Below are 18980 nucleotides of genomic sequence, written 5' to 3' on the forward strand. Positions count from 1 at the left end.
GCACTTAAATGCCTCAAGCCACAAAGAACCCATAAAAACGCCCCAATAGCCTAGGACTATTGGGGCATTTGTTTTAAACGGACGTTAACAAGACTTGTTCAGCCAGCTTGGGTTTTATTTGCAACCAAGCATTTATGACAATGAAGCAATGGCTTCGTTAAATAACGGACTTGGGCGCATGGCTTTTTCAGCCAAAGCTTCATCTGCTAAGTAGTAGCCTTTTAGATCCATCGATTTACCTTGAACTTCATTCAGCTGCTCAACGATAGCGGCTTCATTGTCTTCAAGTTTTTGAGCCAGCGGCGCAAACTGAGCTTTTAGCTCGCTATTCTCATCTTGTGCTGCAAGCTCTTCCGCCCAATATTTTGCCAGATAGAAATGACTACCACGGTTATCAAGCTCGCCTGTTTTACGTGATGGCGACTTGTCATTTAACAGTAGCGTTTCAGTTGCTCTATCAAGGGCGTCCGCCAATACTTTCGCTTTGGCATTGTCATCGTTTTTGGCCAAATGCTCTAAGGATTCGGTCAAGGCTAGGAACTCACCGAGAGAATCCCAACGTAGATGGTTTTCTTCGATCAGCTGCTGTACGTGCTTCGGTGCTGAACCGCCAGCACCTGTTTCAAACAAACCGCCGCCTTTCATTAATGGCACAACTGACAGCATTTTCGCACTGGTGCCCAATTCTAAAATCGGGAACAAGTCAGTCAGATAATCACGCAAAATATTACCAGTGGCAGAAATCGTATCTAAACCACGGGCAACGCGCTCTAGGGTGTAACGCATGGCGCGAACTTGTGACATGATTTCGATATGCAGACCGTTGGTGTCATGATCTTTTAAGTACATTTGTACTTTTTTAATCAGCTCGTTTTCATGCGGACGGTAAGGGTCAAGCCAGAAAATAACCGGCGTATTTGATTCGCGTGCACGGCGTACTGCAAGCTTCACCCAATCTTGGATTGGTTCATCTTTAACCTGACACATGCGCCAGATGTCGCCTTTTTCAACACGTTGCTCAAGTAAGACTTCACCTGAGTCAATGTCAACAATACGCGCGATACCATTGTCGCTAGATTCAAAGGTTTTGTCGTGCGAGCCGTACTCTTCGGCTTTTTGCGCCATCAAACCAACGTTTGGTACCGTACCCATGGTGGTTGGGTCAAAGTTGCCATGCCACTTACAGAAATTAATCATTTCTTGGTAAATACGCGCAAAGGTCGATTCAGGCATGACCGCTTTACAGTCATATAATTTGCCATCAGCGCCCCACATTTTACCACCGTTACGAATCATCGCAGGCATTGAAGCATCGACAATCACGTCGCTTGGAGAATGGAAGTTGGTGATACCTTTTGAAGAGTCAACCATCGCTAGACGCGGACGATGCACTTGGCAGGCATGGAGATCGCGCTCAATCTCTTCACGTAAGCTGGCTGGCAATTCGGTGATTTTTTCGTACAAGCTTGCCATACCGTTATTGACGTTAATACCTAGCTCATCAAATAACGCGCCATGCTTTTGGAAGGCGTCTTTATAATAAATGCGCACCGCGTGACCGAAGACGATAGGGTGTGACACCTTCATCATGGTGGCTTTTACGTGTAATGAGAATAAAATACCGGCTTCGCGGCAATCTTCCATTTCACGCTCATAAAACTCAAGTAGCGCTTTTTTGCTCATAAACATCAAGTCGATGACTTCTTTATCTAGCAAAGCAATCTTTGGCTTTAGCACCTTGGTCGTACCGTCTTCGAGCAATAGCTCCATACGCACGGTACGCGCTTTATCCAAGGTCATCGATTGCTCGCCGTCATAAAAGTCGCCGCTATGCATGTGCGAAACGTGGGTCTGTGACCATTGTTTCCATTCGCCCATCGAGTGCGGGTGTTTACGCGCGTAGTTTTTCACCGCTTTTGGCGCGCGGCGGTCTGAGTTACCTTCACGTAATACAGGGTTGACCGAGCTGCCTAAGCTTTTGCCATAACGGCGACGGATTTCTTCTTCTTCTTCCGTTTTTGGCTCATCTGGGAAGTCAGGAATCGCATAGCCCTTGCCTTGTAACTCTTTGATAGCCGCTTTAAGCTGCTGTACAGAGGCACTGATATTTGGTAGTTTGATGATGTTGGCGTTTGGGTCTTGAGTCAATTTACCAAGCGCCGCTAAGTTATTAGGAACGCGCTGCTCTTCGGTTAAGTATTCTGGAAATTCGGCCAATACGCGCGCTGCAACCGAGATATCACTGGTTTCAACGTCGATGCCTGCTGTTTGGGCAAATGCTTTTACAATCGGCAAAAAGGATAAGGTGGCAAGCGCTGGGGCTTCGTCAGTTTTTGTATAAATAATTTTTGACATGTTAGTAGGTTTTTCCTTGTTGTCATTAATGAGGTTAATAAGGCTGCGATATCATTTAATAGCTCTATACAGCCCTTATACAATAATGGTCTACGGGGTTGGTTCGAGTTCAATCGAGGTCCAAATACATCAGTCGTCTGTTAGCGCCATTCTTGAGCGGATATAACGGTGAGAAAAGTATTTCGTCGGCCGCCATTTGCGTTTATCAAGCTTATTTGTCTTTATTAAAAGTGCGCTTTATCAAGCGCTATCTTATAAAGGGTCATTATAAAACATTATAAAAGGTCACAATCAAAAGAGCGTTGTTAAAAAGTTATGCTAACCAACGACTCAATACTCATCATTCACAATGCTCTGAGCGTGAATGGCTGACGCTATATTATAGTTGATCCACTATAAATCTGATATGATGTCAATGTTGTATATTGAACTAAGTATACTATTTTCGCTCATATCCTATGTATCTGAATTATATTAAGCTAATAATAGCCTTATTCTACCAGTCCTCGCCCTCAATATCATCTTTTGCGTGTAATTAGCGCGCTTTTAGTGCCATTTTTCATCTTTGTATGCTTGTTTGTGAAATGATGCGCTTATTGACGTTGAAATAGTCTAGATACTTCAAATTATATGTTTTTAAATTAGCTTCTTTTAGAGTATCTGTTTTTAACATACTAACGCTAGCAACACTCAATCCTACGCCCCATCAATAAAAGACTTAGTAATCTGTCCGTATGGCATTTTTATGCGCCTTTGTTTATAACCCTTCTTCATAAAAGTATTTTAGCGCTAGATAATTTCTGGTTTTTTGCAAATTGTGACAGCAAAAGCGCTGATATTTGCTAGGCTAGACGATAAAAATAAACGAGCTTAAGAATAAATTCTAAAAAATAGTGTGGTGATGATGAATTTACAATATGCGTTACTCAGTGATAATAGCTGGCAGGATATGGCGCGTTGGCAAACGCCAGATACGCCTTTTATGACATTTGAGTTTTGGCAAGCACTGAGCGAGACGGGCGCAATTGGTGAGCAAGCAGGTTGGTTGCCGATTTATGTCTTAATCCATCGACCAAATGAGACAGATGGCGTTATTGATAATAATGCGAATGATGATAAAAGTAATGCTGCGCAGCCAATGCTTACTTCAGAACCAATAGGACAACCGATTGCCGTCATGCCAGTTTTTATTAAAGGGCATCATCAAGGCGAGTTTGTCTTTGATCATGCGTGGGCACAAGCTTATGCGCAGTATGGTCTTGATTATTATCCGCGTTTGGTGACCAGTGCGCCTTATACACCGGTGACTGGCCAGCGTCTGTGGCTAGCAGCAGGTGAGGCGCTACATGCAGATATTTTAAAAACAGCTATCGCAGGGGTTGATGATATCGCGCAGCAAGTAGAGGCCTCTAGCTGGCATGGTTTGTTTGTGACATCTGAGATGGCGGCTGTTGCCAATACAGCAATGCCGACTGATATCGATATAGAAATGGCGCTTAATAATCAAAAAAATAGCGGTACGGTAGAACCGATTGAGCTGCCGATACTTGAGCGGCAGGGCTGCCAGTTTTTATGGCAAAATAAAAATGTCAGTCAAAACAATAAACAATTTGCCGACTTTGAGGCATTTTTGGCAACCTTTAGAGCCAAAAAACGCAAAACCGTGCGTGCTGAGCGGCGTAAAGTTGCCGAGCAGGGCATCACCTGCCAGCGTAAATGCGGGGATGCTATCACTGCAGAAGATTGGCAGACGTTTTATCATTGTTATGTGATGACATACGCGGTACGTGGGCAGCAGCCTTATCTCACGCTAGATTTCTTTAAAAGACTGGCTGCTAGCATGCCTGAGCATTTGATGCTGGCGCAAGCGCTTGATACCAATGGTGAAATTATCGCTAGCAGTTTGTTCTTTTATGATAAACCCAATAACCAAAACGCCACGCTTTATGGTCGTTATTGGGGCGCACTCGCTGAGTATGATAGCCTGCATTTTGAGCTGTGTTATTATCAAGGCATCGAGTTTGCGATTGAGCAAGGTTTGACGTATTTTGACCCCGGCACCCAAGGTGAGCATAAATTAATTCGTGGTTTTGTTCCGACCAAAACTCACTCGTTGCACCGTATTTACGATGGGCGTTTTGTTCCGGCGATTAGTAATTTTTGCGTAAAAGACCGCATGCATATGGCGCAATATCGCAAGCAAGCCTTTGCAGCATTGCCCTTTAATATTGATAATATGCCGACGTTCGATAGTCCTGATTAATGGTATCACTGATTAATATGTGATTTACCACGTCCTGCTTGGCAACTTCTCATTTAATAACTTCCTATCAGCTGTAAACTATGACTCCTCATTTTTCTCGTTCTGCTCCATTATCCGCTCCCACTGAGCTCGTAGATTTTCTCAATACAGAAGGGTCGCTGACGGCCATGCTCGAGGTAAAAGCAGGGCAGCCTTTACGCGTCGAGCGCAGTTTTGAAGGCTATCGGTTATTATCCTTAGCGCAAAAAAAGCAATTGGGTTTGCAAGGCGCGGCGTTAAACCGCCCGTTATTGGCGTGGGTACGCGAGTCGCAGCTATATGGCGATAATGAGCAGCCATGGGTGGAAGCGCAGAGTATTTTTCCGCTAGCAAGTTTGAAGGGGCGCGCTCGCCGTTTACAGCAGCTAAAAGGTACGCCGATTGGCTATGTGTTGTTTAAGCGCCGCCGTACTTTACCCAATCAACGTTTTATTGAGCAAACAGCAGATGGTTGGCAACGGCAAACGCTATATGATTGGTATGGACGTAAAATACTGATCAGTGAGACTTTTTTAGCAGCGTTTTTGTCCAAGAGTGATTAACTAATTACAATAAAAGCTGATATACAAAATCAGTAAGTCATTTATTTTATTGCGCATTTATTTCTCTAATAACGCCATTTAAATCTCTCAGCTTTCCGTGAGGTTTTTTTGCGCTCATCGCACAAAGTTTCATGCTACACTTAAGCTATAGCGATGATGTCGATGCCCTTCTGCGCACCGATTTTATTGCCAATTTAGGCAAGTTATTAACAGGCCAATTGTCTGCGTTTGCCAATTTTATCTCCTTTTATTACTCGCCTCTTTTCAATGAGCACCACCATTAACGATAGCCACTACCTAGGACATCACTATGTTTAAAGATATTTCTATCAAAGAGTTTGATCCAGTACTTGCTGAAGCCATGGCCGCTGAAAGCGTTCGTCAAGAAAACCACATCGAGCTTATCGCTTCAGAAAACTACTGCTCACAAGCAGTGATGGAAGCACAAGGCACTGACCTAACCAATAAATACGCTGAAGGCTATCCTGGTAAGCGTTATTATGGTGGTTGTGAGCACGTTGATGTGGTCGAACAATTGGCCATCGACCGTGCAAAAGAATTGTTTGGCGCAGAATACGTCAACGTCCAGCCACACTCAGGTAGCCAAGCGAACTCTGCTGTTTTCTTAGCATTATTAGATGCCAATGACACCGTGCTTGGCATGAGCCTAGACGCAGGTGGTCACTTGACGCACGGCGCGCACATTAACTTCTCAGGTCTAAACTACAACGCCGTACAGTATGGCTTGGTTGAAGAGACGGGTCTGATCGATTATAACCAAGTTGACGCTCTTGCTCGTGAACACAAGCCAAAGATGATTATTGCTGGTTTCTCAGCGTATTCACAAGTCGTTGATTGGCAGCGCTTCCGTGACATCGCTGATGAAGTTGGTGCGTACTTGCTGGTTGATATGGCACACGTAGCCGGTTTGGTCGCGGGCGGCGTTTACCCAAGCCCAGTACCATTTGCTGATGTGGTCACAACTACCACGCATAAAACCCTACGTGGTCCGCGCTCAGGTATGATTTTGGCGCGTGATGAGAAGCTTGCGAAAAAGCTAAACTCTGCGGTATTCCCAGGCAACCAAGGCGGTCCGTTGATGCACGTTATCGCGGCAAAAGCGGTTTGCTTTAAAGAAGCGTTAGAAGATAACTTCAAAACTTATCAGCAGCAAGTGGTCAAAAACGCCAAAGCCATGGCAAAAGTTATCCAAGACCGTGGCTACGAAATCATCTCTGGTGGTACTGAAAACCATCTCATGCTGATCAGCCTAGTCAAGCAAGAAATGACGGGTAAAGAAGCGGACAAATGGCTTGGTGATGCGCACATTACCGTCAATAAAAACGCCGTACCAAACGATCCAAAATCGCCATTTGTTACCTCTGGTATCCGCATCGGTACGCCAGCGATTACCACGCGCGGCTTTAACGAAGCACAAGCGGGCGAGTTGGCTGGTTGGATTTGTGACGTGCTAGATAGCCGCGGTGATGAAAAAGTTGCCGCTGAAGTACGCGCTAAAGTAGAAGCCATCTGTAAAGAGCTGCCAGTTTATGCTAAAAACCAGTAATTTCTGATTCATTAGTTTGATAATTTAGAGATAAAAAAACCGCTTAGTTTAATTGCTAGGCGGTTTTTTTGTTGCGCTGACGTTTATTTTTTAAGTGGTCAGTTTATGCGAGCTAAACTGTCTATACGTACTAAGCTGGGCAATCCGTCACTTTTAAAAAAATCTCTACCAATACGACTTGATAGTGCAAAGTTACCTAGTCCACCTTTTAACCACCAAGCTGATTTAATGCTAGTGCTAAGATGAGGCCAACGGTGGTACTGATACCTGCCCAATGGTTGCTACGTTTAAAGGCGGTCGGGAAGACTTCGGTCGCTAAAGAAGCAATAACCGCCCCTGCCGCAAAACAGTTAATGCCACTAATGATGGCGTCATCGACATTTTTTAGCAGCACCTTGCCTAGGATAGCAGCCAGCGATAATAAAATCGCTGCCCCAATCCAAAGCATGAGCACTTTTTTATTGCTGGCACCGTTGCGGCGCATTTCTTTGGCACCGCCTGCCGCTTCTGGCAGATTTGATAATAAAATAGAGCCCGCCAGCGCCGCCACTTGCATAACGTTGCCACTAATTAATGCTACACCCAGCGCTAAGTTTTCTGGTATGCCATCGAGAGTGATGGCTGCCAGTAGTCCTGAGCCGCCATCGGCATTGAGCTTCTCATCGAGCAGATAATCGACACTCGCAAATACCACTGCGCCCAACAGGGTAAAGGCCGCTGTTACCCAAATTCCGCTGTCAGTCACCGCCGGCTGCACCAGCTCAATGACCACTGATATCATTAGCGCGCCGCCAGCGACTGCCAGTAAATTACCTTCAAGCCAACCCGGTAAACGGCCATAAAGTCCCCAAAGCGCCCCGATAATCAGAGCCCCTGAGACCACAATAATCACTGCAAACATTAACATAATATGCCTCATTATTTTTATAAGTTATTGATAACGGCTGTTGGGTGTGGTGTCATTATAACTTGCGTAATTGATGTGTTAGAGGCTGTTAACGGCCCATTTTGCTCGTATAAAACACTCAAAAAAACCCCGACTATATTTTTATAATCGGGGCTTATGGATATGCATTTAGGTTAACTTTCTACTCAGTAGCTTACATAAACGGTAACTTGGTAAATATCTGCAAGATAGTCGCGTTAACGATATCGACAAAGAACGCACCAACCATTGGTACAATCAAAAACGCCTTAGGTGATGGCAGGTAGCGATCGGTCACTGCCTGCATATTGGCAATCGCCGTCGGCGTCGCGCCCATACCAAAACCTGAGTGTCCGGCTGCCAAAACCGCGGCATCATAGTCTTTACCCATGATTCTAAAGGTAACAAAATAAGCATAACCAATCATGACCAAAGTCTGAACGACTAAGATAATCAAGACAGGCCCTGCCAAATCTGTCAACTCCCATAGTTTTAGCGATAGCAGCGCCATGGCTAAAAATAGACTTAATGACGCATTACCAATCACGTCGATAGCACGGTCGAACATATCAAAGTTGAACACCATGGTTAAGGCATTACGAATGATAACGCCGCCCGCTAATGCCCAAACGAAGGTGGGCAGCTCAAACGCGGTATCTGCTGCAACCAATGTCATGATGTCTGCAAACGCCAACGCTCCTGCAAATAAAGCCAATGATTCAATCGTTGAAGAGGCGGTAATCAGGCGAATGTTATCAGGTTTTTCGAACATCTCTTCATGTCGATGATCGCCATCTTCACTATGCTTGGTACTATATAACGACTGCTTGCCAGCAAGCTTTTCAACGTCGCTTTGATTGGGGTTAACAGGGGTGGGTTTTAGTCCCATTTTATTGATCAATCGGCGTGCAACAGGACCACCAACCAGACCACCTGCAACCAAACCATAGGTAGCAACGGCAATACCAAGGGTAGTAGCACCAACCACATTGTACTGTTCTTCTAGCACAACGCCCCACGCGCCTGCGGTACCATGGCCGCCTGTTAGGGCGATAGAGCCAGTCACCAAGCCGAGCAGCGGATCAAGTCCCAATACGCTGGCCATCGCCACCCCAACCACGTCTTGTAAAATAATAAAGACCGAGACGACGATAGTGAAAATTAATAAAGGCGTACCACCTGCTTTCAGCCGTCCAAAATCAGCGCTAAGTCCGATAGAGGCAAAGAACATCAGCATGGTCGCTGTTTGTAGTCCTTGGTGGAAGTTAAAGCTATAACCCCAAATCAAATTAAGGGCATAAACAATCACAGCGGCAATCAAGCCACCGGCCACCGGTTCTGGGATATTAAAGTCTTCCAAAAACTTAATTTTTTTAACCAAAAAGCGCCCTAATAGCAGCACCAATGTGGCAAAAATCAGGGTGTAATATCCATTTAATGTTACTTCCATAAGTTCATCCTTTCTCTAAATATGAATTCACCTAAATTCGGGATAAAACTGGCTTTATCTCGAATTTAGGTTCTGCTCGTTTTGCTATTCGTAGGCATCGTCTGACGCCTCAATAATCCATAATTGCGGTTTGCCAAAATCTTTATAGGCGTCTTCGATAAGGCGCTTAAAGACATTAAAGTCCTCGCTGTTGATTTTTTCTACCTCATTTAAGTAAAGCGTGAAATCTGTGATATCACTATCGGTCAAACAGTCCCAAGCGCTGTCCCAATTATGGGCAAAATAACTGGGGAAGTTGGCCACTTTCGCTAAACTCTTTAGCAGCGATTCTTTATCCAAAACATCGCCAATGGGAATATTAATTGCATGCTTCGGAATGCGATGAATAGGCGCTTCGTCTTTTTGCGCAATAGCGTTTTGGTTAACATCATTTTTTTTAATATAATAAATCGCTTGGTTCATATCATCTCACCTGCAATGGTCGAAAGCTGTCGTAATGGTCGACGGTCAAATAATAGACGGTCGGTGGATGACCGCCGGTGACAATACGCCGTGCGCCGCGATGCGAAACGCCCGGTGTCGGCACAGTGTATTCGCGATAATAGCCTTGCGACTGGGCAGGCAATTTGCCTTCGCGATTATAAAAGGGGGTGCCATCTTTATCAGGGTAAGGAAATGGGCCGCCTTGCTGAATCAGCGCCAGTGTTGGGTCAATTTGCGCATCACCCGTGATAGCTGCTGTGGCTGTTGTATCAGGGCTAGAGGTCTTAAGAGTCGTCTGCGTTATAGACGTTGCTGGCGTGCTATCTGCAAAAAAACTGGCTGTTAAGTCGCCAAAGAAAAAAACCGCCACCGCAATAAGGGCGATAAAACTCAGTAGGGTAGAAACACCAGTTTTTTTATGTTGTCTGCTTTGATTATTTTTTGACTGGTTTTTTCGATGATAGCTAGCGTTATTTTTATGCGTGTTTTTTGCGAGTTGTTTGGTTGAATTTGCTAGCGGTGCTTTTGAGTCTGCCGTTTCTAAAATGCTTAATTCATCAGAGGTGACTTCGGTTGCGCGTAATTGGTTTTTGTCATTACGCTGACTGTTAAAATAGACACGTTGGCCCTCACTTATCGGCTGCGATAAGCGCGCGGTTCTGATATGAAAGAAGACATCTTCACCTTGATTATCTACATCAATAAAGCCATAGCCTTTGTCAGCATTCCAGTGTTTAATTTTGCCACTTTGCATGGGTACGGCTTCCTATAGCGTGGTTTTTATTCAGCAAAATAATTTTTATATGCCATATATAGCATATTTATCAATAATAAAAAAACGCCAGCAATTAAGCTGACGTTGTTTAAGATTATACTCGAATTGGGCAATAAATTATAGTGCAGCCATAACGCCCTAGGCGCGCGTTTCGCCGTGACCGTAAACGATCCATTTTTGCGAGGTCAAGCCTTCAAGCCCAACCGGTCCACGCGCATGGATTTTATCGGTTGAGATACCGATTTCCGCTCCAAGTCCATACTCAAACCCATCGGCAAAACGGCTAGAAGCGTTAATCATCACGCTTGCTGAATCGACTTCGCGGATAAAGCGCTGCGACTTGGTGTAGTTGTCGGTAATGATCACATCGGTATGATGACTGCCGTGAGTATTGATATGTTCAATGGCCTCGTCGATACCAGATACCACCTTAACCGCTAAGATAGGGGCAAGATATTCGGTATCCCAGTCCTCGCTGGTGGCTGCTGATAAATGACCTTGCAGGGTAGCATTGTCATTTAAAATCGCCTGTGACTTCTCATCGAGGCGCAGTTGCATGGCGTCATCGGCTGTTACGATGGCTTCAGCAATCTTTGGTAATAGCTTGGCGGCGATTGATTCATCGACCAATAGCGTCTCCATGGTATTACAAGTGCCGTAGCGATGGGTTTTGGCATTAACGCTAACTTTAATCGCGGTTTCTGCATTGGCATCGCTATCGATAAAGGTATGACAATTACCATCTAAGTGCTTAATCACAGGGACGCGGGCATCGCGGCTGATACGTTCAATCAAACCTTTACCGCCGCGTGGTACGATAACATCGACATAGTCCGTCATGGTAATCAGCTCGCCGACGGCAGCGCGGTCAGTGGTTTCTAACACTTGTACGCTATGCTCAGATAGACCGACCTTTTTTAAACCCTGTAAGATACATTTAGCAAGCGCTTGATTGGACTCAAAGGCTTCAGAACCACCGCGCAAGATAATAGCATTACCAGATTTTAGCGCCAGCGAAGCCGCTTCTAAGGTGACGTTGGGACGCGATTCATAAATCATCCCGACCACGCCGAGTGGCACACGCATCTTGCCTAAATGAATTCCTGATGGCTGATAAGTCATGTCGGTCACTTCACCAATGGGGTCAGGTAATGCCGCCACGTCTTTTAATCCTTGCAGCATACCGTCGAAGCGCGCATCGTTTAGCTCTAGGCGATCAAGTAACGCCGCGTCCAAGTCGTTTTTTTGCCCATTATCCATATCGATTTTATTGGCCGCTAAAATATCAGCTTTGGCGCTTTTTAATTCGTCATAGATTGCCATCAGCGCCGAATTCTTATCGCCAGTATTGGCCGCAGCTAACACTCGTGATGCCGCGCGCGCTTGCTTACCGACCGTCTGCATATAAGCGGTCACATCTGTGGTATTCGATTGAGTCATAAATTAACGTCCTTTTATCATCAATAATCTACAAAATATATCATTTAGCGCCCTAATAGCGCTCTGCTATTTAACATAGAGGAGATGAGGACGATAGTAAAGTCGATTTTGTGAACAACGACCGTTTAGCAAGCACTGTAGAGTTTTGTTTTATGCTGTTTTAACCGCTTTAACTTTTTAAGCGCTTATCTAAATACCCATCGATAATGAGCGTAAAAGACGGTTTACTGTTACGTACTTTTAACAGAACTGCGCTGTAACTGCTAAGGTAGTCGTGGTTAATCGTGAGTATAGTGAGCGCTAAGACTGTCAATTCGCATTGAAATACATAGCAGTTGATTGGTGTAATAAAATGATGAATTTTTTAAAGACTTATACATTACCTACTCATGATGGAGAAAAAAATGGCTATTAAAAATAAAACCTATAAAAACTGGCTCACAGTAGGCTTGGTAGCAGCAGCATTAAGCGTCAGCGCCTGCGGCAAGAAAGACGAAGCGCCAATGGATGTTGAACCAACTGCTGATGCGCAGACGCCAGTAGAAAATAACGCTACCGGCGTGGCAACAGCAAACAGCACGGATGATGTCGCGGTTGCAAGTGCCGATGCTAATGATGGTATGGCCGTTAGCGAGAATGATGATGTCGCGGTAGCAACCGCTGATGATGCAGAAGTCCTCGATGGTACTGAGAGCGAAGAGCACATTTCGACTTACTAGTTAAGCTTGTTAAATGCCGCTTGCGGGCGTCGACTGACTATTTAGCAGATAAAACAGCGCTAGCGGCGTTAAGATGATAAAATAAGGCCCATAACTGACTGTGCGTTATGGGCCTTATTTTGTTGTTGTTTCCGTTTAAAAAAATACCGCGCTACCGAGGTAGAATTATCTAAGCCAAGCGCCGTTTTGAGTATTTTTTTATCGGCAATGAATTATCCTGTCAAACTCTAATGACTTTTAATGATTTTTAATAACTGAAGGGACAGGGTTTGCCTTTTTATTGCATTATGGGCGACAATGACGCATTTTTTTATTCATGTTTTCACTCATATTTATTGGAAGTCTGCTAAACCATGCTTGATACTGCAAAGAATCCGACTCGGCCTATCGCCTTAGATTTACAAGACGTCCATAAAAGCTACGGCTCGTTGGCGGTGCTCAAAGGGGTGTCTCTCACCGCTTATGATGGCGACGTCATCTCTATTTTAGGCTCGTCTGGCTCCGGTAAGTCAACCTTGCTGCGCTGTATTAACTTGCTCGAAAAACCCAATCAGGGGCGTATCATCATCGGCAATGATGAGCTGATGCTAAAGCCTGCCAAATCAGGCGAATTGCAAGCGGCAGATATCAAGCAATTAGAGAGCTTACGCGCGCGTGTGGGCTTTGTGTTTCAAAACTTTAACTTGTGGCCCCATAAAACCATTTTGCAAAATATCATCGAAGGACCCACGCAAGTCTTAAAAATTAAAAAAGACCAAGCGATTAGCGATGCAGAAAAACTGCTTGATAAAGTGGGTCTGCTCGATAAAAAAGACGCTTATCCGGCGAATTTATCGGGCGGTCAGCGTCAGCGTGTGGCGATAGCACGCGCCCTTGCGATGCAGCCGCAAGTCCTGTTGTTTGATGAGCCAACCTCCGCACTCGACCCTGAACTGGTCAATGAAGTGCTCGCGGTCATGCGTGAGCTTGCCGAAGAGGGGCGTACCATGCTGATCGTTACGCACGAGATGCGTTTTGCCCGTGAGGTATCAAGCAAAGTGGTATTCTTGCATCAAGGTATCATCGAAGAGATTGGTACACCTGAGCAAGTTTTCGACCACCCAAAATCTGAACGCGTTAAAGACTTTATGGCATCACATCGTCAAAACTAGAAGCGAGTGTTTTACAGGTGTTTGGTTGAATGTCAAAAAACCTAAAACGCTTACGATGCAAAAGTTGCCCTTAGTAATTTTCTTGGCATAAATTTTCTTAGCCAATTTATTACCGAATAATCACAGTTGGTATGCAAAACGTTTGTTTTTGATATTTGAGTCAGGTATTATCAAAAGGTTTATAGGCAGTCGCAACTGGCGCCTGTCTATGTCTTTATGTTCATTGACTTGCTTATCTGGCAGGGACGCCAGAGAACAAAATATCAGAACCCTATATCAAAAACCTCATCAGAATTTAAGGAATGTATGATGTCGAATTCTCGCCTATTGTGGTCATCGATGACCGTCACCGCTGCGCTTATGCTTGGCGCTTGTAGTCAGCCTGCTAATGACGCTACTGATACCAACGCTGATGCCCCTGCCGCAGAAACGGCCGGCAAGACCATTCGTATCGCCACTGAGGGCGCATACCCTCCTTTTAACTATACCAATGCCGATGGTAGCTTGGCAGGATTTGATATCGACGTCGCCAATGCGTTATGTGCGCAAATGCAAGCCAAGTGTGAAATCGTTGCTCAAGATTGGGACGGTATTATTCCAGGTCTATTGGCGCAAAAATACGACGCCGTCATCGCTGGTATGTCAATCACTGAAGAGCGCCAAGAAAAGGTTGATTTTAGCGAGCCGTATTTCGCCAATACCATGGTTTGGCTTACCGATACCAAAGGTGGCTTTGATCCCAAGTCCATTAAAAACCTAACCCTTGGCGGTCAGCGCTCAACAACGCCTGGCGCGTATTTGCAAGACAATTATGAAGGCAAAGACGGCAACACTGTCAAGCTTTATGATAATTATGACAATGCTTACTTAGACCTAAAATCTGGTCGTAGCGATGCGGTACTTGCTGAAAAAGTCTCTGCCAAATCATGGTTAGCGGACAATCCAGAAGGTTTTGGTATCGTGGGTGATGAGATTGATAACGATGATAATATTGCCATTGCTGTCCGTAAAGGTGACTCAATCAAAGACGACTTCAATAAAGCGCTGAGCGAAATCCGTAGCAACGGTGAGCTTGCCCGTCTTGAGCAAGAAAACTTCGGTCAGTAATTTGCTTGTTGCGCTTTGCGAAAAGTCTTTAACTGATAGCTATTAGTCAACAGACGGTTTCGATAAGCGCCGATTAACCAATGTCTGACCCATTGCGGATGAATAACGGCTGGTAAATATATTAAGGAATAACCTCTATGATCACTTCAATGACCTCATCAATGAGCAAAAAAGCGCTATGGCTTGCGCCGCTTAGTGCAGCGATGCTGATGCTTACGGCTTGTAACAACAGCTCAACGCCTACAGAAAATACGGACGCCGCTGCTACAAGCGATGCACCGTTACATATAAAAATCGCTACAGAATCGAGCTATAAACCTTTTAGCTATACCGACGCCCATGGCAAATTAATCGGCTACGAGATTGAGCTGGTAGATGCTCTATGTGCGCAAATGAAAGCTGAGTGTGAAGTTATCTCGCAAGATTGGGACGGCCTCATTCCAGGGCTAAATGCGCAAAAATTCGATGCGGCCATCGCGGGTATGTCAATCACGCCTGAGCGTAAAGAGGTCGTAGAATTTAGCGACCCGTACTTTCATACTGGTATCATCCTTATCGGTAAAAAAGGCGATGATATTAGCGTTGATGGTCTAAAAGGTCAGCCAGTTGCCTCACAGCGCTCAACGGTTGCGTCACAATATCTGCAAGAAAAACATGCTGACTCTGACATCAAGCTTTATGACACTCAAGACAATGCTTATCTAGACCTAACTTCAGGTCGTGTGCGTGCCATGATGTCTGATAAAGTCACTGGTATCGACTGGTTAAAAACCGAAGCCGGTAAAGACTACGAGGTCAAAGGTCAAGAGATCAGCACCAGCGATGATGCGATGGGTATTGCTTTCCGTAAAGGCGATCCATTGGTTGCCAAGTTTAATAAAGCGTTGGCTGAATTAAAAGATAATGGCACTTATGACCAAATCACTGGTAGCTATTTTGGTACCAGCTCAACGGCGGCCGCGCAACAAGCAGTAGCGACTGAGGGTGTCAAAGAAGTCGTCGTGGTTGATGATGGTAATGTCGATGCCAATGCGGTGATTGCCAAAGAAGAACAAGCAGAAGCGGCGACCAATTAATAGAGTTTTCTCTTATAGTCTATGAGATAAGCGCTGATTTTAATAAAGCACGTTTTAATTGAAGCGTGCTTTATGCCATTTATAATATTTTGCTAAGTAACGATATTAAGTGACAATATTAAGATATCCTATTTAAGTGATCATATAAAGTAATAATACTAATCAATAATACCCAGTAACAACATCAAGGATGATTATGAGCAACCATCTTCTTTTAGCCACTATGTCTAGTATGTCCTCTGCTACCTCATCCGCTAGTAAGCACTTGTTAAAGACAAAATCGATGCTAGCCCTAGCGGCATTGTTGGCTTTAGCAGGCTGTAGTAATGGTCAAAACGAGACTAACGAAAGCGCGAGCTCGGATACGACTAAAACGTCAGAAGCGGCTGATAATAATGGCGCTGTGGCCGACGATGATAATGTGCTACGTATCGGTACCGAAGGCGCTTATGCCCCTTTTAATTATACCAATGCCGATGGTACGCTTGGCGGCTTCGATGTTGAAATTGCCAGTGCTATTTGTGACGATTTGCAGATGACCTGTGAAATCATAGCGCAAGATTGGGACGGTATTATTCCGGGGCTTAAAGCGGGTAAATATGATGCCATCGTCGCGGCGATGTCGGTCACGCCTGAGCGTGCAAAGCAAGTGGCTTTTACCGACCCGTACTTTAGCAATGCCTTGGTATTTTTAGCCAAAAAAGACAGCAGCTTTGATCCTGCCAATAGCAGCGATATCGATGCGCATTCTATTGCTGCCCAGCGCTCGACCATCTCTTCGCAGTGGCTAGAAAACGCTTATCCAAAAGCTGATATGAAGCTTTATGATACCTTAAGTAATGCCTTTTTGGATTTGGGTTCTGGTCGCGTTGATGCCATGATATCTGATAAACTCCCAGCGCTAGAGTGGCTTGGCTCAGCATCAGGCAGCAATTATGCAATAAAAGGCGATGAGATAGATATCAATGATAATTTTGCGATTGCCGTGCGTCCTAACGATGAAGCCTTGCAAGCCAAAATCAATAAATCTTTGGCCAATCTAAAGTCCAATGGCACGTACGATAAAATCAATCAAAAATATTTTGCCGTACCAGCAAAGGCGGCAACCTTTGAGTCGGTAGCACCCGAATCAGCGGAAGAAAATGCAGCGCAATAAGCGCTTATTGTCATGGCTATATTAATCACGGCTTTCCCTATTTAGCGGTAAACGTGAAGTCATAAAAGCAAAAAGACATTACCATCAGGGTGATGTCTTTTTACTTTTTGATCGTTATTGCTGGTCAACTTTTATCAGATATCACTGATTTATAGGCTATTTATCCTGATAAGTATCTATTTAGGCAGCGCTTTTATGCGTCAGTATTAACATAGCTGGCAGCGAATATGATAAAATCAGCGCTCATTTCTACTGTGTCAATTTCCGCCGCCGTAATCGTATGAATATCACGTCATTCTATGACGCAAAAAATCGCAATCTATGCGGTTTGTCATACGACTATTCGCAGCGCTCAGCTATTGATGCTGATTCTTTTAACTCATATTTTGCAACTTGCTAATATAAAGAGACTGAGTGGATAATTGTGTTTGATTTACAAGGATTTGGCGCGCTATTACTAAGCGGCGCTACCGTCACTATAAAGCTTGCGCTGACCAGTTTGGTCATCGGTATGGCGTTAGGCTTGCTTGGCGCGACGGCCAAGATGTCCAATGTCTGGCTGCTACGTAAGCTTGCGACGGTCTATACTGCCACGATGCGCGGCATCCCTGAGCTGTTATTGGTGCTGTTTATTTATTACGGCGGCTCGATATTGCTCATGAGTATCCTCAAAAAGTTCGGCTATAACGACTATATCGAGATTAGCGCGTTTTGGGGCGGGGTCATGGCGTTATCAATTGCCTTTGGTGCGTATGCGACCGAAATTTTTCGCATGTCCATTCAAGAGATTCCAATAGGGCAAAGAGAAGCGGCGCAAGCGATTGGCATGCGACCTTTTCAGACATTTTATCGTATTACCTTGCCGCAAGTCTGGCAGATTGCACTGCCAGGTCTCGGCAATTTGTTTTTGGTATTGCTTAAAGATACGGCCTTGGTGTCGGTCGTCGGTCTCAAAGATATCATGTATCAGTCCTCGCGTGCGGCGCAGTCGACACAGCAGCCGTTTACGTTTTATATGGCAGCGGCGATTATTTATTTGGGTCTGACCATGTTGATTACCGGTTTTATGATGTGGCTTGAGTGGCGCGCCAATCCAGCAGCGCGTTATGCTAAAAAGCTCAGCCGTCAAACCCACCATCAAACCACTCAAAGTCAATCGACCATAGGGTAGAGGAGAGATACTATGGATTGGAATTGGCAGGTCATTTTTGACCATATCCCTGATTTAATGAGTGGGGCGGTATTGACTGTCCAGCTCGTTGTTTTCTCGGGTATTATTGGGTTGTTTTTTGGTTTGATTTTGGCATTATTACGCCTGTCCAAAAATTGGCTGGTGCAAGTATTACCATTTTTATATATCTTCTTTTTCCGTGGCACGCCGCTTTTGGTACAGATATTTTTGATTTATTATGGGCTTGGGCAGTTCGAAGCGGTGCGTAATTCGTTCTTATGGGAGCCGGTACTTAGCCAAGCGTATTGGTGTGCGATTATTGCCTTTACCCTTAATACCAGCGCCTATTTGGCAGAGATTATTCGCGGTGCAATCCAAAATATTCCTGTGGGCGAGCTTGAAGCCGCCGATGCCATTGGCATGTCAAAATGGCAGAAGCTGACGCGTATTACCTTACCGCGTGCTTTTGGTATTGTGATTCCTGCCTACAGTAACGAAGTTATTTTCATGCTAAAGGGAAGTGCGCTGGCATCCACCATTGCTTTGATGGATATCACGGGCGTTGCTCGTACGATTAGTGCGCGCACTTATACCTTGATGGAATTGTTCTTTGCGGCCGGTGTCGTTTATCTGCTGCTGTCGTGGGTAATTTTATTTAGCTTTAGATTGTTTGAAAAACGTATGAATCGTCACGCCAGCTATGTGCCGCCAGACGTGGTTACCAATACCATTCCTTAAAAGTAGGCATGGCAAAATAAAAA

16 protein-coding genes are annotated in these 18980 nt (G+C 44.8%); 10 read left to right on the forward strand and 6 right to left on the reverse strand.

What is annotated here, in order from left to right; all coding sequences use genetic code 11:
• Nucleotides 1–132: 132 nt before the first annotated feature.
• Nucleotides 133–2355, reverse strand: a complete 2223-nt coding sequence (locus B2866_RS03455) for an NADP-dependent isocitrate dehydrogenase (RefSeq protein ID WP_296190744.1) — start codon at nt 2353–2355, stop codon at nt 133–135.
• 904 nt (nt 2356–3259) lie between these two features.
• On the opposite strand from B2866_RS03455, the gene B2866_RS03460 reads away from it, so the two are divergent.
• From B2866_RS03460 to glyA, 3 genes are all read left to right on the forward strand, one after another.
• Complete coding sequence (locus tag B2866_RS03460; RefSeq protein ID WP_296190862.1) at nt 3260–4618, forward strand: GNAT family N-acetyltransferase; 1359 nt, start codon at nt 3260–3262, stop codon at nt 4616–4618.
• 80 nt (nt 4619–4698) lie between these two features.
• Entirely contained in the window at nt 4699–5199 is a 501-nt protein-coding gene (locus tag B2866_RS03465; protein WP_296190746.1) for a chorismate--pyruvate lyase family protein, read from the forward strand.
• Between the two features lie 310 nt (nt 5200–5509).
• Nucleotides 5510–6766, forward strand: coding sequence for a serine hydroxymethyltransferase (gene glyA, locus B2866_RS03470; RefSeq protein ID WP_296190747.1), 1257 nt, complete (start codon nt 5510–5512; stop codon nt 6764–6766).
• 208 nt (nt 6767–6974) lie between these two features.
• Here the strand turns inward: glyA and B2866_RS03475 are convergent, their stop codons facing one another.
• The 5 genes from B2866_RS03475 to B2866_RS03495 all read right to left on the reverse strand — a co-directional run bounded on the left by B2866_RS03475 (nt 6975) and on the right by B2866_RS03495 (nt 11839).
• A complete protein-coding gene (locus B2866_RS03475) occupies nt 6975–7673 on the reverse strand; it encodes a ZIP family metal transporter (protein ID WP_296190748.1) in 699 nt (232 codons plus the stop codon).
• A gap of 193 nt (nt 7674–7866) precedes the next feature.
• Nucleotides 7867–9141 (reverse strand): sodium/glutamate symporter, encoded by a 1275-nt coding sequence (gene gltS, locus B2866_RS03480; protein ID WP_238060126.1) that lies wholly within the window; start codon nt 9139–9141, stop codon nt 7867–7869.
• A gap of 84 nt (nt 9142–9225) precedes the next feature.
• Nucleotides 9226–9603 (reverse strand): barstar family protein, encoded by a 378-nt coding sequence (locus B2866_RS03485; RefSeq protein ID WP_296190750.1) that lies wholly within the window; start codon nt 9601–9603, stop codon nt 9226–9228.
• A 1-nt stretch (nt 9604) separates the two neighbouring features.
• Nucleotides 9605–10378, reverse strand: coding sequence for a ribonuclease domain-containing protein (locus B2866_RS03490; RefSeq protein ID WP_296190752.1), 774 nt, complete (start codon nt 10376–10378; stop codon nt 9605–9607).
• A gap of 159 nt (nt 10379–10537) precedes the next feature.
• Nucleotides 10538–11839, reverse strand: coding sequence for a glutamate-5-semialdehyde dehydrogenase (locus tag B2866_RS03495; RefSeq protein ID WP_296190753.1), 1302 nt, complete (start codon nt 11837–11839; stop codon nt 10538–10540).
• A gap of 404 nt (nt 11840–12243) precedes the next feature.
• Between B2866_RS03495 and B2866_RS03500 the strand changes: the two genes are divergently transcribed.
• From B2866_RS03500 to B2866_RS03530, 7 genes are all read left to right on the forward strand, one after another.
• Entirely contained in the window at nt 12244–12558 is a 315-nt protein-coding gene (locus tag B2866_RS03500) for a hypothetical protein (RefSeq protein ID WP_191691458.1), read from the forward strand.
• 353 nt (nt 12559–12911) lie between these two features.
• Nucleotides 12912–13709 carry an ABC transporter ATP-binding protein gene (locus B2866_RS03505; protein ID WP_068406004.1) on the forward strand — a complete coding sequence of 266 codons (798 nt, stop codon included), beginning with the start codon at nt 12912–12914 and terminating at the stop codon, nt 13707–13709.
• Between the two features lie 306 nt (nt 13710–14015).
• Complete coding sequence (locus B2866_RS03510) at nt 14016–14816, forward strand: transporter substrate-binding domain-containing protein (RefSeq protein WP_296190758.1); 801 nt, start codon at nt 14016–14018, stop codon at nt 14814–14816.
• 137 nt (nt 14817–14953) lie between these two features.
• Complete coding sequence (locus B2866_RS03515; protein ID WP_296190759.1) at nt 14954–15892, forward strand: transporter substrate-binding domain-containing protein; 939 nt, start codon at nt 14954–14956, stop codon at nt 15890–15892.
• Between the two features lie 196 nt (nt 15893–16088).
• Complete coding sequence (locus tag B2866_RS03520) at nt 16089–17048, forward strand: ABC transporter substrate-binding protein (protein ID WP_296190761.1); 960 nt, start codon at nt 16089–16091, stop codon at nt 17046–17048.
• Between the two features lie 424 nt (nt 17049–17472).
• The gene (locus tag B2866_RS03525) at nt 17473–18219 is read left to right on the forward strand and encodes an ABC transporter permease (protein WP_296190763.1); all 747 of its coding nucleotides are present in this window, start codon (nt 17473–17475) and stop codon (nt 18217–18219) included.
• A gap of 12 nt (nt 18220–18231) precedes the next feature.
• Entirely contained in the window at nt 18232–18957 is a 726-nt protein-coding gene (locus B2866_RS03530; RefSeq protein ID WP_068405992.1) for an ABC transporter permease, read from the forward strand.
• Nucleotides 18958–18980 lie beyond the last annotated feature (23 nt).

This window comes from Psychrobacter sp. UBA3483 (assembly GCF_002377905.1).
Classification (GTDB): Bacteria; Pseudomonadota; Gammaproteobacteria; order Pseudomonadales; family Moraxellaceae; genus Psychrobacter.